This window comes from Caulobacter sp. GW821-FHT09H08 (assembly GCF_059415885.1).
This window is the reverse complement of record NZ_JBWKOC010000005.1, coordinates 329351-343210: the sequence shown is the minus strand read 5'-3', so window position 1 is coordinate 343210 and position 13860 is coordinate 329351. Positions and strand designations below refer to the sequence as shown.

Sequence of the window (13860 nt, the reverse complement as noted above, 5' to 3'; positions counted from 1 at the left end):
CTGCCCACGGACTTGAAGGACTGGATCGCGCCGGCCCGCACGGCGCTGCTGGTCGTGGACATGCAGGTCGATTTCGGCGCGCCCGAAGGCCTGGCCGCCCAGTGGGGGCTGGATCTCTCGACCGTTCCGGCGGCCCTGGCGGCGGCCGAGCGCCTGGCCGACGCCGCGCGGACGGCCAAGGTTCCCGTCGCCTTCGTGGGCCTGTTCACGACGCCGGAAACCGACTCCGAAGCCTGGGACGAGCGCATGCGTCGTCGTGGTCACGACCCCAAGGACGGCCCGGCGCTCTGCCGCGCCGACGCGCCGGGCAGCGACTTCGTCGGTCCCCAGCCCCAGGCGGGTGAACTTGTCCTGCGCAAAACCAAATACAGCCCCTTCTGGGATACTGACATCGATGCGCGACTGAAGGCGATGGGAGTCGACACTCTGGTGATCGCGGGCCTGACGACAGAATGCTGCGTCGCCGACACCGCCAAGGACGCCTTCAATCACGACTACCAGGTGTTCGTCGCCGCCGACGCCTGCGGGGCCTACGAGCCGGACCTGCATGCCGCGGCGCTGAAGATGCTGGACCTCAACACCGCGATCCTGACCGACACGGACAGCGTCGCCGCCGCCTGGAGCGCCTGATGGTCACGCAAGCTGATCGCGACGCGATCGCCGCCGCCATCGACATCGACGAACTGACCGAACTGGCCCTGACCCTCGGCAACATTCCCAGCCGTTCGGGCGAGGAGAAGGCGGCCGGCGATTTCGTCCACGACTGGATGGCGCGCGAGGGCTTCTCGCCGCGCAAGGTCGGCGCGACCGAGGATCGGTTCAACGTCATCGGGACCTATGGAGGGCTCGGCGCTGGCAAGAACCTGCTGTTCACCGCCCATCTGGACACCGAGAGCCCGACCCGCGATCCCGATCTCGACGTCCACAAGTACAGCCCCGCGACCCTGGCCGACCCGGAGTGGGAGCGCTGCTGGCTGGAGGATGGCGTGCTGCGCGGCTATCCGATCGCCAACGATCGCGGGCCGATGAGCTGCTTCCTGATCGCGGCCAAGGCGCTGAAGACCGCCGGCTACGGCCTGGCCGGCAAGATGTACCTGACCGCCTGTCCCGGCGAGATCGGACCCGAGCCGATCGAGGAGCACCGAGGGATCGCGTACCTCGGCAAGGACATTGGCGCCCACTACCTGTTCCACCACGGCGGCGTCGCGCCCGACTACGCCATCGCCGCCGAGGGCTGCGACTTCGGCTGGACCAGCGTCGGCTGCGGCTATGCGGTGTTCCGCTTAAGGCTCTGGGGCGAGGGGACCTTCACCCCGCTGCTGCGCCATCCGGAGGTCGCTGGCGATCACCCGAACCCGATCTATCGCGTCGGCAAGCTGACCGACGCCATCCATGCCTGGACCCGCGAGTGGGAGGCCGCCAGCCGTTACGAGAGCGCCGGCGGGATCGCCGAACCCAAGGTCCAGCTGTGCGCCATCCGGGGCGGCGTACCGTTCCAGTTTGGCGACGGGACCGAGGTGGTCAGCCTCTATCTCGAGGTCGGCCTCAATCCGCGCCAGAAGGCCGCTGACGTCCAGCACGCCCTGGAAGCCATGGTCCGCGCCGCGGGTGTCGGGCGGGTCGAGATCGAGCCTGTCGTGGTGCGCCACGGCTTCGAGGCGCAAGCGGATGAGGTCGCCCCATTGGTCCGTGCGGTCGACGTCGCCACCCAGCTAGGGCTCGGCCAGCCGGTCGCCCGCGCCAATCCGGTCTATTCGAGCATGTGGCGCGACCAAAATGTCTTCAACATGCACCGCGTTCCGGCCATCACCACGGGCTCGAAGCGCTGGCGGCCAACGCCGAAGGACCTCGCGGACAGCGCTCTGATCTATGCTTTGACCGCTCTGGCGATCTGCGGCCGCGCGGAAGCCGGCGAGGCCACGCGGGGCTCGTCCGTCTATCCGGGCAATCCGTTCGGCTAGGCTCGTGAAGGCGCCCGCGCAGGCTCCGTGGCCGCGCGGATGTCGTCCTCCAGCATCCAGAGACGGTCCTGGCCCCAGTGCGCCTCGTGGCCGGTGACCCGGAAGGTGGGCGCGCCCCAGAGGCCGGCGTCCAGCAGGGCGGCGCGGTTGGTCTCGACGCGCTGGCGCCAGCTGTCGTCGGCCAGGGCGGCGTCGACCTGGGCGTTGGTCAGGCCCGCGCGCCGGGCGGCGATCTTCAAGCCCTTGTCCTCGGCCAGGGCGATGCCGTCGGCGAAGGCGGCCTTCAGGCCCGATTCCGCGAAGTCCTCGCCGAGGCCCAGGTCGATGGCGTGATGCAGCACGGCCAGCGCACGCTCGGCGCCGGCCCCGACGGGATCGACGATCTTGCCGAAGGGCAGGGAGAGGCGCTCGGCTTCACGCTTGCAGTCGAGGGCGATGTAGAGGGTCTTCACGCGCGGCACGGCCAGGCCGCGCATGACCATCGGCAGGATCGGCCGCAGCTCCAGCCTCGCGTCGTAGGCCTTGGCCAGTTGCCGGATACGCGGCAGGAACAGCCACGAATATGGACTGCGGAACGAGAACCAGGCCTCGATGGTCGGGCCGGCGGCTGTGAGGGGCGCGCTCAGGGGCGGCTCCAGCGCGGGCGACAGCGGCGGAGAGCCGGCTTCCCGGTCCAGGCCACGGTCGGCCAGGCGGCGCTCCAGGCAGCCCAGGCGGTCGACGCCCCAGAACCACTCGCCTTCGAAATGGAACATGCCGCCGAGATAGTGGCCCAGGCGGGCGCGGCGGGCCTCGCCGGTGATCAGGATGTCGTCGACCAGGCGCGGGTCCTGACCGCTGGCCCAGGCGGCCATGCCGGCCAGGGTGCGGGTGTCGCCCGACCATAGGGCCGAGCCGGCGGCGGAGGCGACCTCCTCGAACCGACCCCGTTCAAGGGCGTCGGCCAGCACGGTCTGCAGTCGCCGCGTAGTCTCGGGATCGGGCAGGGCGGCCTTGGCCGGGAAGCCCAGGCCCCGGGCCCGCGCCAGCCGCATCGCGTCGCGCAGGCCGTAGGCGCGAAGGCGCTCGCGGTCCGGGGCGGCGGAATCCTCGGGCGGCGGGACCAGCCACGGCTCGATCTCGACCGCATAGCGCGCCCGCAGCCGGGGCAACATCTGCACCGCCAGATGCGAATAGGGGTCGTCGGCCTGGTGGAAGTAGCGGATGGTCGGCTTCTCGCCGCCCAGGCGGGCGCGGAGCGCGGCGACGTCCCGCGCCATCCGGCGGCGGGCGGGGCTGGTCAGGGCGGTGGTCACGCCTCGCATGAGTTGGGTGCGCAGGGACACGGGCTGAACCTCCGGGATGTCGGGTGGATGACATCTAGCGGCACGATGAATGTCAATATATGCTCTCGCCAACGATATAAGGGAGGCGCGCGTGAAGGCCTGGAAGGCGCTCGTGGCGATTGTTGTCGTCCTGGCCGTGGCCGGGGTGGCGGCCTGGCATTTCCGTTTCGACCTCATCATTATGGTCGCCAAGTCGCGGCTGCCGAAGATCGAAGCCAACCAGCCGGTGACCTGGGCCAAGGGCCCCGAGGCTCCGCCTGCTGGAGAGCGCCCGCCGAACGTGGTGTTCATCCTGGCCGACGACCTTGGCTACAACGACATCACCCTGAACGGCGGCGGCGTGGCCGGCGGGACGGTTCCGACCCCCAGTATCGACTCGATCGCCCACCAGGGCGTGACCTTCGCCAACGGCTACAGCGGCAACGCCACCTGCGCCCCGTCGCGCGCGGCGATCATGACCGGCCGCTACGCCACCCGCTTCGGCTTTGAGTTCACCCCGACACCCGTGGCTTTCTCGCGCGTGGTCGGCGGCCACGGCGGCGACCCGCTGCATCCGACGCGCTTCAACAAGGCCGAGGTCAAGAACGCGCCCGAGGACGACAATTCCGAAGCCGTGCCCTCGACCGAGATCACCATCGCCGAGGCGTTGAAGACCCGCGGCTACCACACCGTCCATCTGGGCAAGTGGCACCTGGGCGGCATTAAGGGCTCGCGGCCCGAGGACCAGGGCTTCGACGAGAGCTTGGGCTTCATGGCCGGCGCCTCGATGTTCGCCCCGCCCGGCGATCCGTCGGTCGAGGAGTCGCGCCAGGACTTCGATCCGATCGACAAGTTCCTGTGGGGCGCCGCGCCGTTCGCCGTGCAGTTCAACGGCGGCAAGATGTTCCATCCGTCGACCTACATGACCGACTACCTGACCGACGAGGCGATCAAGTCGATCGACGCCAACAAGAACCAGCCGTTCTTCATGTACCTGGCCTACAACGCGGTCCACACGCCGCTGCAGGCGCCCAAGGCCGACTATGCGGCGCTGTCGCACATCAAGGATCACCGCCTGCGGGTCTATGCGGCCATGGTCCGTAACCTCGACCGCAACATCGGCCGGGTGCTGCAGGCGCTGAAGGACAAGGGCCTGGACGACAACACCCTGGTGATCTTCACCTCCGACAACGGCGGCGCGAACTATATCGGCCTGCCCGACATCAACCGTCCGTATCGCGGCTGGAAGGCGACCTTCTTCGAGGGCGGCATCCATGTGCCGTTCCTGCTGCGTTGGCCCGGCCAACTGCCGGCGGGCGCGGTCTATCGCAGCCCGGTCGGCCACGTGGACATCTTCGCCACCGCCGCCGGCGCGGCGGGCGCGACTCCGCCGAAGGACCGGGTGATCGACGGCGTGAACCTCGTGCCTTTCGTGAAGGGCGGCGCCAGCGGCGATCCGCACAAGGCGATGTACTGGCGCTCGGGCCGCTACAAGACCGTGCTGGCCGGCGGATGGAAGCTGCAGGTCGCCCAGGAGCCCAACAAGATCTGGCTGTTCGACCTGTCGACCGACCCGACCGAGCGCCACGATCTCTCCAAGGCGCGGCCTGACAAGGTCCGGGAGTTGCAGGCGACCCTGGCCCAGTTGGACGGCCAGATGCAGAAGCCCGCCTGGCCTTCGCTGGTCGCCGGCGCCTTCTATATCGACCATCCGGGCGGCCAGAAGCCCAAGCCGAGCGACGAGTACATCTATTGGGACAACTGAGGGCAGGTCTCGCCTTCCTGGCGGCCCTGACGCTGGCCGGCTGCGGTGAGCGCGCGCCCAAGGCTTGCCTGGCCGGCCTGCCAATCCCCGATCCCGCCCATCGCACGGCGGGCATGATCAAGATGTCGGGCGGCGATTTCTTGATGGGCGCGACGGGGATGCGCCCGGAGGAGGGCCCCGCCCAGGTGGTCAAAGTCCCGCCGTTCTGGATCGACCGGACCGAAGTCACCAATGCCGCCTTCGCGCGGTTCGTCGAGGCCACGGGGTACCGCACCGTGGCCGAGCGGCCGCTCGATCCCGCGCGCTACGCCCAGCTGACGGCGGCGCAGCGGAACCCGGCCTCGCTTGTCTTCGTGGGGGCGAAGGCGGCGAGGTCGGACGACCCTTCGCAATGGTGGCGGGTCATGCCCGGCGCCGACTGGCGTCACCCGGACGGGCCACGCTCGAACATCAGGGGCAAGGAGGCCTGGCCGGTCGTCCACATCGCCTGGGAGGACGCCATGGCCTACGCCAAATGGCTGGGCCGCGACCTGCCGACCGAGGCCGAGTGGGAGTACGCCGCGCGCGGGGGTCTGGTCGGCAAGCGCTATGTCTGGGGCGACCAGCCGCAGGACGCCGCCCATCCCCGCGCCAACACCTGGCAGGGCGCATTCCCGGCCCAGGACCTGGGCGGCGACGGCTTCAAGGCCAAGGCCGCGCCGGTCGGCTGCTACCCGCCCAACGGCTATGGCCTAGTCGACATGGCCGGCAATGTCTGGGAATGGACGAGCGACTGGTTCAAGCCGGGCCTCGATCCTGTCAGCGTCATCGAGACCGGCGGCCCGCCTGAAATCCGCGCCCTGGATCCCGACGAGCCGAACACGCCCAAGCACGTGATCAAGGGCGGCTCGTTCCTGTGCACCGACGACTACTGCTTCCGCTACCGGCCGGCGGCGCGTACGCCTGGACCGGCAGACAGCGGGGCCTCGCACATCGGCTTCCGCACCGTGCTGCGCGCGCCGAAGGGCTAGAAGCCGGGCGCGGGCTTGGTGCGGATGTTCAGCTGGCCCGCCAGGCCGGCTTTGCGGTGGTGCTCGATGGCGTGCATTTCGGCGGACAGGGCCATCTTCTGGAAGGCGGCCAGGGACGGGTACTCGGCCAGGGCCACGGCGTCCCACATCTCTTCGACCTCGCCGATCATCAGGTCCGTGACCGGCCCGCTGTAGCGGATCTTGCCGCCCAGGGCCGTGACCAGCTTGGCGACTTCCACGCCGTAGCGGTTATAGGCCTCGCGACCCGACAGCTCGGGCTCCGATCCGTCCTCATACTCGGCCTTCGCCTTGAACTTCAGCAGGTTGACCATCACGAACGGCCCGTCCTCGGCGCCGCCGAAGAAGGCCTGGAACTGCTCGGGCGAGGGGAAGACGTGATTGACGACGTTCATTCCGCTGGCTCCGGTTCCTTGAGGCTGGCGACGACGCCGTCCAGCAGGGCGGCGATCTCGGCGGGGCTGTCTTCCTGGACGAAGTGGCCGCCCTTCAGCGTGGTGTGGGCGACGTTCCGCGCGCCCGGCACGCGGGACTGGAACACGGTCTCGCCGCCCTTGGTGATCGGGTCCGCATCGCTGAAAGCGGTGATGAAGGGCTTGTCGAACTGTTCCAGCACCTGCCAGGCCGCCTTGTTCTCGGCGACGGACGCATGCTCGGGCGTGATCGGCACCAGGGCCGGGAAGATCCGCGCGCCTTCCTTGTAGCGCTCGTCGGGGAAGGGGGCGTCGTAGGCCGCGCGCTCGGCGTCGGACAGCTCGCGCGCCGTCCCGCCGTTCAGGATGAAGCCCACCGGCAGCTCGGGGACGCTCTGGCTGAAGTTCAGCCAGGCCTCGAAGCCGGCCGTCTTGCCCGAGCCGACCGGCAGGCCGGTGTTGGAGACGACGACGGCGGAAAATCGCTCCGGGAAGGCCGCGACCAGCCGCAGACCGATCAGCCCGCCCCAGTCCTGGCAGAACAGTACGATGTCGGTCAGCTCGTTGCGGACCAGCCAGTCGCTCATCCAGGCTACGTGCTTCTCGTAGGTGTAGTCGGCGCGGGCGGCCGGCTTGTCGGAACGCCCGAAGCCGACCAGGTCCGGCGCGATGGCCCGACGTCCCTTGGCCGCCAGCTCGGCGATCACGCCGCGATACAGATACGCCCACGACGGCTCGCCGTGCATCAGCAGGATCGGCCGCTGGTCCTTGGGGCCCTCGTCGACGTGATGGATGCGTAGGGATGCGCCGTCGGCGTCGAAGACCGGGGTGTAGCGCGGTGCATACGGCCAGTCGGTCAGGCCTTCGAACCGCTCGTCCGGGGTGCGCAGGACGTCCATGGGCTCCTCCCTCCGTTTTTGACGGATTGATATTGGCATTATGCGTGCCATTATATCTTCCGACGGTCAAGGAGGCGGACATGCGCAAGATCTGGGTCGGGCTAGGGGTTGTGGGCGTCGTACTGGCCGTGACGCTTGGGGCGGCCTGGCTGTTCCGCGAGCGCCTGGCGCTGGTCGCCATGCGCAAGGTCTACGCCCAGGCGCTGGCGACCGATCCGATCGCCGAGCTGCCGGACGGCCTGCATGTCGGCCTTTGCGGGGCGGGGGCGCCGATGCCTGATCCGACCCGGGCGGGACCCTGCGTGGCCGTGCTGGCGGGCAAGGACCTGTTCGTCGTCGACTCCGGCTCTGGCTCGGTGCGCAACCTGCTGCTGATGAACCTGCCGCCGCCGCGCCTGAGCGCGGCCTTCATCACCCACTACCACTCCGACCACATCGCCGACCTGGGCGAGCTGATGCTGCAACGCTGGGGCGGCGGCGCGACCCATGCGCCGCTGCCGATCTACGGGCCGGCAGGGCTGGACCAGGTCGTGAAGGGTTTCCAGGACGCCTACACCCTGGATCGCGGCTACCGCATCGCCCACCACGGCGAGGCCGTGATGCCGCCTTCCGGCTTCGGCGGCGCACCGCACGCCTTTACGGCCGATCTGAACGGACCCGACGTCCTGGTGCTGGAAAAGCCCGGTCTGAAGGTCTGGGCCTTCCCGGTCGCGCACCACCCTGTCGAAGGGGCGGTCGGCTACCGCTTCGAATACAAGGGGCGCAGCGTGGTGATCAGCGGCGACACCGGTCCCTCGGAACGCCTGACCCGCGCCGCCAAGGGCGTCGATCTCCTGGTCCACGAAGGCCTGGCCCCGAACCTGGTGGCCATCCAGCAGGCGGAGGCGGAGAAGGCCGGTCGGGCCAACTATGCCAGCATCTTCCACGACATCCTGGACTATCACGCCGCGCCCGAAGCCGTGGCGGGCGAGGCCAAGACGGCGGGCGCCAAGGCGATCCTCTTCTACCACATCATCCCGCCACTGCCGGTGCGGGCCCTGGAGGGACCGTTCCTGGGCCGCTCGCGCCAGATTTTCGGCGGGCCGATCAAGGTGGGGCGGGATGGTGACTTCGCGTCGCTGCCGGCCGGCTCGGACAAGGTTCTTTGGTCGAACCGACTGAACATGTTCCAGTTTTGAGGTTTTGGGTTGGCCGTTCGTCTCCGGCCGGTCTAAGCAAAGGGTAGGAGAGGGAGAGCCTGGGCCGTGAACGCCGCCGCGCGACATCTTCACCGGGAAACCGAGGCCGAGGCTCCGGACGCCGACGGCCGTCGCCGCCGCTCGCAGGACAGCCGCGCCCGCATCGTGCAGGCCATGCTGGAACTGGTCCACGGCGGCGACCCGTCACCCTCGGCCGAGTTGGTGGCCGCGCGCGCCGATGTCGGCCTGCGCACCGTCTTCCGCCACTTCAAGGACCTCGACAGCCTGTATCGCGAGATGTCGGCGGTCATCCAGAGCGAGCTGATGGCGCTGGTGCATACGCCCTTCAAGGGTGTGACCTGGCGCGAGCGGGTGCTGGAACTGGTCGAGCGTCGCGGCTGGGCCTACGAGAAGATCGGGCCGTTCCGGCGAGCGTCGGAGGTGCACCGCCACCACTCGCCGGCCCTGGAGGTCGATCACGTCAAGCTGGTCCAGATTTCGCGCGAAATCCTGCGGCGCGAACTGCCCGCCGACTTCGCCAAGGACCGTATCCGGTTCGAGGCCATCGACCTGCTGCTCAGCTTCGACGCCTGGAACCGTCTGCGTCGCGACCAGGACCTGAGCCCCAAGCGCGCGACCGAGGTGTTGCAGTCGGTCATCGCCGGTCTGCTCGACGCGCCGCTGCAGGACTGAGATTTTCCGAGAAAGTGGAGGGTCGTCGGTCGGAGCTGCTCAATTCTCCGACCGACAGGCTCGCCGACGGTAAGGGGCAGCCGGCGTCCTCCGATAGAGAGACGCCTCTGCAAACGTTCTCCCTCCATCGCGCGCACGAATTAACCCCTCAATCTGGGTATCATTTGTTCAAGCCTTGCGGATCGGCTCCTGACACAGCGTGTCAGCAACTCGGCGCGGCCTGGCTTGTCACGAAGGGTTGGAACACCGAAGTTCCGGGAACGTTGTCGTGGCTGGGGCTGTAGCGAGGCCTGGCTGTGGTCCCGCAGGAGTATTCATGACCCCGGATGATCTGCCCGCGATGACCCTTTCCGAGGTTTCCGCCGACGCGCTCGTCGATCGCTATCGCCAGGTGCGTCGTCGCACCGAGGCTCTGGCCGCGCCGCTATCGCCCGAGGATCAGTCGGCCCAGTCCATGCCGGACGCCAGCCCGACCAAGTGGCACCGAGCCCATACGACCTGGTTCTTCGAGACCTTCCTGCTGACGCCGTTCCTGCCGGGTTACGCGGCCTATGACGCGGCGTTCGGCTACCTGTTCAATTCGTACTACGAAGCCGTCGGCCCCCGTCAGCCGCGCCCACAACGGGGCCTGCTGACCCGGCCCTCCGCCCAGGCGGTCGGCGCCTACCGCGCCCATGTCGACGCTGCCATGATCCGCCTGCTGTCAGGCCCGCTGATGGCCGAGATCCGCGAGCGGGTCGAGCTCGGCTTGAATCATGAGGAACAGCATCAGGAGCTGATCCTGATGGACATCCTGCATCTCTTCGCCCAGTCGCCGCTCAGCCCTGCCTATCAGGCCGGCGTCACGACGGTGCGCGCCGACGCGGGACCGCAGCGCTTCCACCGCTTCGCCGGCGGCCTGGTCGAGATCGGCGCCTGCGAGGCGGGGTTTGCCTTCGACAACGAGCGCCCGCGCCACAAGACCTATGTCGCCCCGTTCCGGCTGTCCGATCGACTGGTGACCAATGGCGAGTGGCTGGCCTTCATCGAGGCCGGCGGCTACGGCCGCGCCGACCTGTGGCTCTCAGAGGGCTGGGCCAGGGTCAACGAAGAGGGCTGGGAAGCTCCGGGCTACTGGCGTCGCGACGAAGCCGGCGCCTGGACCACCATGACCCTGCGCGGCCGGCATCCGGTCGATCCGAACGCGCCGGTCGTCCATGTCAGCTACTACGAGGCCGCGGCCTATGCCGCCTGGGCGGGCCGTCGCCTGCCGACCGAGGCCGAGTGGGAGGCTGCCGCCACCGCTACGGGCGTGACCGCCCTGCGCCAGCTCTACGGCTCGACCTGGCAGTGGACCGCCAGCGCCTACGGGGCCTATCCGGGCTTCAAGCCAGGGCCGGGCGCGCTGGGCGAGTACAACGGCAAGTTCATGGTCAGCCAGATGGTGCTGCGCGGCGGCTGCGAGGCCACGCCCCCCGGCCATACGCGGGCGACCTACCGCAACTTCTTCCCTCCCGGCAGCCGCTGGATGTTCGGCGGCGTGCGCCTGGCCGACGACGACCGCCTGGTCGAGGTCATGCCCGGCGACAGCTTCCTCAACGAGGTGGTGGCGGGGCTGTCGGCCACGCCCAAGACCTTGCCGGCCAAGTACTTTTACGACGCCGAGGGCTCGCGCCTGTTCGAGGCGATCTGTGAGCTGCCGGAATACTACCTGACCCGCACCGAGACGGCGCTGCTGCGCCGGATCGCGCCGGAGATCGCCGCGCGCATCCCGCAGGGCGCCGCCCTGGTCGAGTTCGGCAGCGGGGCCAGCACCAAGACCCGCATCGTCCTGGACGCCGCGCCGCAGATCGCCGTCTACGCCCCGGTCGACATCAGCCCGACTGCTCTGGACGAGGCCGCCGCCAGTCTGCGCAAGGACTATCCGCACCTGGCCGTCGCGCCGCTGGTGGATGACTTCACCAAGGCCATGACCCTGCCGGAAGGCGCCAAGGGCCATACCCCCGTCGGCTTCTTCCCCGGCTCGACGATCGGCAATTTCGCGCCCGACGAGGCGGAGGCGCTGCTGCGCCAGGCCCGGACCCTGCTGGGCGAGGGCTCGCTGTTCATCGTCGGCGCCGACGTGGCCAAGGACCCGGCCGTGCTGATCCCGGCCTATGACGACGCCCAGGGCGTGACGGCGGCCTTCAATCGCAATGTGCTGGTCCACATCAATCGCGAGCTCGGCGGTTCCTTCGACCCGACGGCCTTCGCGCATCGCGCGGTGTGGAATGCAGACGAGAGCCGCATCGAGATGCATCTGGAAAGCACGCGCGACCAGATCGTCATGGTCGGCGACTACGGCTTCCGGTTCGCCGCTGGCGAGAGCATCCACACCGAGAACTCGTACAAGTATCGGGCCGAGGCCTTCGAGAAGATCGCCACCCGCGCCGGCTGGACCGTGGTCCAGCGCTGGGTCAGCGAAGACCCGGCCTTCGCGGTCTATGCGCTGACCGCCTGACCTGGCGCAGCGCTGTCACGACGCGCGAAAACGCGCCGGTTCCGAAGGCTCGGGACCGGCGCGTTCTGGATTCGAAAATCCGATCGTCTAGAGGATACGTTCGCCGGGGCGACCGCCGCGCGAGGACGAACCGCCCTTGCGTCCAGCGTTCGCCGCGAGATCGCGATCCTTGGCGAAGCTGCGCTTTTCGCTGGGCACGCTAGCTCCGCCCTTCCTGGCGATCTCGCGTCGGCGTTCCGGGTCCATGGCGGCGAAACCGCGACGGCCGCGGGGACGTTCGCTATCGGTGTCCATGTGGGGGCTCCTAGGGACTATCACAGGCGGTACGAACGGGAGGCGGCGCCATAGGGACGGTCGTCCCCTGGATCGACCGGCGGCGAGGTGGGGGGCTCCTCGACGGGGACGACGCCGGGCTCGTACTCGGGCGGCTTAGGCTCGGGCGGCGGCGGGGCGTCTGGGTCGGTCACTGGTGTCGTTTCCTGCGCGTTCCGGTGAAGTAACCAGCGAAGACGCTTTCGGTTCACCGTGAGAACGCACTAATTACGCCGGACAGGGACAAGCGGTCCGGCAAGGAGTCGCCTGAGAATGACCCGCAAGACCAAGCAGATGGTCGATCGCGCCACCGCCCACTGGCGTTTGGCGGCCGGTTTGGCGGCCGGAATTTTCGTCTGGAGCATCGCCAGATATTTCGGCGCGCCGCGCGGATCGCATCTGTTGCTGGGCTGGGACGCCGCCGCGATCGTCTATCTGGCCACGACCTGGGCGCTGTTCTTGAAGGCCGACGAGGCCGAGGTCCGCTCCCGCGCCGCGCAGGAGGACGAGGGCGTACCCGTCTTGCTGCTGATCGTGCTGGCGGCGATCGTCGCCAGCCTGGTGGCGGTCGTGGACGCCATGATCGTCGCCAAGGACGCGGCCGCAGCCACCAGGGGCTTCATCGCGACCTGCGCGGGGACGACCCTGGTCCTGTCATGGCTGCTGCTGCAGTCGGTGTTCGTGCTGCACTACGCCCATCGTCATTTCGGCGACGGCTCGGGCAAGGGCGGTATCCAGTTTCCGGGCGAGCAGCCGACCAGCTACATGGACTTCGCCTATCTGGCCTTCAGCGTGGGCGCGACGTTCCAGGTCTCGGACAACAGCATCCTGACCGCCAAGCTGCGCCGCCTGGTCACGGCCCACGCCGCCACGGCCTATTTCTACAACACCGCCATCCTGGCGCTGGGGATCAACATCATCGCCAGCCTGGTCGGCGGCTGAGCTCAGCCGCCCCGACCGCCGCCCGGGCGACCGCCGCCGCCGGGAGGGCCGCCCCGGCCGCCTGACCGACCGCCCATCTTGCCGCCCTTGCCGCCGCCCGGACCCGCTCCAGGCCGCAGGCCGCTCTGCGCCGGGGTCTGGGGCAGCTCCGCCAGCTTCAGGACGCCGTCCTTGTCGGTGTCGAGCAGGGCGAAGCGGACTTTGGCGGCCTTGGTCGCCTCGTCCTTGGTGATGCGACGGTTGAAGTCGCCGTCGGCGGCCATGACGGGTTCCGGCTCGGCGATCAGGCCATACAGGGCCGCGCCCTGCAGCACGTTCGTGCCCGAAGGCCGGCGGCCACGGGGGGACATGTCATCCTCACCGTCCCCGCCCGGGCCTTGCCCCATCGGACCCCGCCGAGCCGTACCCGGCGCGACCCCGCCGACGATCTCGGGGGCGATGCGGGTTTCGTAGGTCGAGACCTCGAACCCGTCGATGACGCCGTTGTGGTCGGTGTCGACCACGGCGAAGAAGCGCAGGGAGTCGGCGACGAACTCGTCGCGGCTCAGCGCGCCGTCGTGATTGGCGTCAGCGCCCTCGAACCAGGCCGCGATGGGGTAGGGCGCGCCGGGCGGAGCGCGGAACGGCTCGCCGGCCGGGCTGATGAACAGCTGCGGGCCGCGCATGGGGCCAGGGCCGTGGTCACCACCGGGGCCGCCCGGGCCTCCACGCCCGCCAGGACCTTCCGGCGGCGCGCTGGCGCAGGCGGCGAGGGTGGCGGCGGCGATGGCGGTCAGGCCCAGCGTGCGGAACGTCATTCAGGAATCTCCAAGCGGCCAAGCTTTGAAACCCGGCAGGTTTGCCCGGAAATGTCAGCGGACAGACGCGCCTTGCCGGCGCGCAACAT

At 69.2% G+C, this 13860-nt stretch carries 14 protein-coding genes; 8 read left to right on the top strand and 6 right to left on the bottom strand.

Features of this window, described 5'->3' with window-relative positions; genetic code table 11:
• Both AC07NN_RS19470 and AC07NN_RS19465 read left to right on the top strand, forming a co-directional pair.
• A complete protein-coding gene (locus AC07NN_RS19470; RefSeq protein WP_494645035.1) occupies window positions 1-630 on the top strand; it encodes a cysteine hydrolase family protein in 630 nt (209 codons plus the stop codon).
• Complete coding sequence (locus AC07NN_RS19465; protein WP_494644820.1) at window positions 630-1961, top strand: zinc-binding metallopeptidase family protein; 1332 nt, start codon at window positions 630-632, stop codon at window positions 1959-1961. The genes AC07NN_RS19470 and AC07NN_RS19465 overlap by 1 nt, the downstream gene beginning before the upstream one ends.
• Here the strand turns inward: AC07NN_RS19465 and AC07NN_RS19460 are convergent.
• Window positions 1958-3265 (bottom strand): DsbA family protein, encoded by a 1308-nt coding sequence (locus AC07NN_RS19460; protein ID WP_494645034.1) that lies wholly within the window; start codon window positions 3263-3265, stop codon window positions 1958-1960. The genes AC07NN_RS19465 and AC07NN_RS19460 overlap by 4 nt on opposite strands.
• Before the next feature lie 112 nt (window positions 3266-3377).
• Here AC07NN_RS19460 and AC07NN_RS19455 point away from each other — a divergent pair, with 112 nt between their 5' ends.
• Together AC07NN_RS19455 and AC07NN_RS19450 are read left to right on the top strand one after the other, a co-directional pair.
• On the top strand, window positions 3378-5030 hold the full coding sequence (locus AC07NN_RS19455) for a sulfatase-like hydrolase/transferase (protein ID WP_494644818.1): 1653 nt from the start codon (window positions 3378-3380) through the stop codon (window positions 5028-5030).
• Window positions 5018-6040: a formylglycine-generating enzyme family protein gene (locus AC07NN_RS19450; protein WP_494644816.1), complete on the top strand. Its 1023-nt coding sequence runs from the start codon at window positions 5018-5020 to the stop codon at window positions 6038-6040. Before AC07NN_RS19455 ends, AC07NN_RS19450 begins: the two co-directional genes overlap by 13 nt.
• Here the strand turns inward: AC07NN_RS19450 and AC07NN_RS19445 are convergent.
• On the bottom strand, window positions 6037-6453 hold the full coding sequence (locus AC07NN_RS19445) for a DUF1330 domain-containing protein (protein WP_494644814.1): 417 nt from the start codon (window positions 6451-6453) through the stop codon (window positions 6037-6039). The genes AC07NN_RS19450 and AC07NN_RS19445 overlap by 4 nt on opposite strands.
• On the bottom strand, window positions 6450-7370 hold the full coding sequence (locus AC07NN_RS19440; protein ID WP_494644812.1) for a haloalkane dehalogenase: 921 nt from the start codon (window positions 7368-7370) through the stop codon (window positions 6450-6452). Before AC07NN_RS19440 ends, AC07NN_RS19445 begins: the two co-directional genes overlap by 4 nt.
• A gap of 80 nt (window positions 7371-7450) precedes the next feature.
• On the opposite strand from AC07NN_RS19440, the gene AC07NN_RS19435 reads away from it, so the two are divergent.
• From AC07NN_RS19435 to egtB, 3 genes are all read left to right on the top strand, one after another.
• Window positions 7451-8548: an MBL fold metallo-hydrolase gene (locus AC07NN_RS19435; RefSeq protein WP_494644810.1), complete on the top strand. Its 1098-nt coding sequence runs from the start codon at window positions 7451-7453 to the stop codon at window positions 8546-8548.
• Window positions 8549-8614: 66 nt separating this feature from the next.
• A complete protein-coding gene (locus AC07NN_RS19430; protein WP_494644808.1) occupies window positions 8615-9241 on the top strand; it encodes a TetR/AcrR family transcriptional regulator in 627 nt (208 codons plus the stop codon).
• 316 nt (window positions 9242-9557) lie between these two features.
• Entirely contained in the window at window positions 9558-11720 is a 2163-nt protein-coding gene (gene egtB / locus AC07NN_RS19425; protein ID WP_494644806.1) for an ergothioneine biosynthesis protein EgtB, read from the top strand.
• An 87-nt stretch (window positions 11721-11807) separates the two neighbouring features.
• Here egtB and AC07NN_RS19420 read toward each other — a convergent pair whose 3' ends face one another.
• Window positions 11808-12014: a con-10 family general stress protein gene (locus AC07NN_RS19420; RefSeq protein WP_494644804.1), complete on the bottom strand. Its 207-nt coding sequence runs from the start codon at window positions 12012-12014 to the stop codon at window positions 11808-11810.
• 20 nt (window positions 12015-12034) lie between these two features.
• A complete protein-coding gene (locus AC07NN_RS19415; protein WP_494644802.1) occupies window positions 12035-12187 on the bottom strand; it encodes a hypothetical protein in 153 nt (50 codons plus the stop codon).
• Between the two features lie 118 nt (window positions 12188-12305).
• Between AC07NN_RS19415 and AC07NN_RS19410 the strand changes: the two genes are divergently transcribed.
• Window positions 12306-12974, top strand: a complete 669-nt coding sequence (locus AC07NN_RS19410) for a DUF1345 domain-containing protein (protein WP_494644800.1) — start codon at window positions 12306-12308, stop codon at window positions 12972-12974.
• A gap of 2 nt (window positions 12975-12976) precedes the next feature.
• Here AC07NN_RS19410 and AC07NN_RS19405 read toward each other — a convergent pair whose 3' ends face one another.
• Window positions 12977-13771 carry an EF-hand domain-containing protein gene (locus tag AC07NN_RS19405; protein ID WP_494644798.1) on the bottom strand — a complete coding sequence of 265 codons (795 nt, stop codon included), beginning with the start codon at window positions 13769-13771 and terminating at the stop codon, window positions 12977-12979.
• Window positions 13772-13860 lie beyond the last annotated feature (89 nt).

Excerpts from the sequence above, each read along its gene's own strand:
- AC07NN_RS19465 (WP_494644820.1), top strand. The coding sequence starts at position 630 with ATGGTCACGCAAGCTGATCGCGACGCGATCGCCGCCGCCATCGACATC.
- AC07NN_RS19460 (WP_494645034.1), bottom strand. The coding sequence starts at position 3,265 with ATGCGAGGCGTGACCACCGCCCTGACCAGCCCCGCCCGCCGCCGGATG.
- AC07NN_RS19445 (WP_494644814.1), bottom strand. The coding sequence starts at position 6,453 with ATGAACGTCGTCAATCACGTCTTCCCCTCGCCCGAGCAGTTCCAGGCC.
- AC07NN_RS19440 (WP_494644812.1), bottom strand. The coding sequence starts at position 7,370 with ATGGACGTCCTGCGCACCCCGGACGAGCGGTTCGAAGGCCTGACCGAC.
- AC07NN_RS19435 (WP_494644810.1), top strand. The coding sequence starts at position 7,451 with ATGCGCAAGATCTGGGTCGGGCTAGGGGTTGTGGGCGTCGTACTGGCC.
- egtB (WP_494644806.1), top strand. The coding sequence starts at position 9,558 with ATGACCCCGGATGATCTGCCCGCGATGACCCTTTCCGAGGTTTCCGCC.
- AC07NN_RS19420 (WP_494644804.1), bottom strand. The coding sequence starts at position 12,014 with ATGGACACCGATAGCGAACGTCCCCGCGGCCGTCGCGGTTTCGCCGCC.
- AC07NN_RS19410 (WP_494644800.1), top strand. The coding sequence starts at position 12,306 with ATGACCCGCAAGACCAAGCAGATGGTCGATCGCGCCACCGCCCACTGG.
- AC07NN_RS19405 (WP_494644798.1), bottom strand. The coding sequence starts at position 13,771 with ATGACGTTCCGCACGCTGGGCCTGACCGCCATCGCCGCCGCCACCCTC.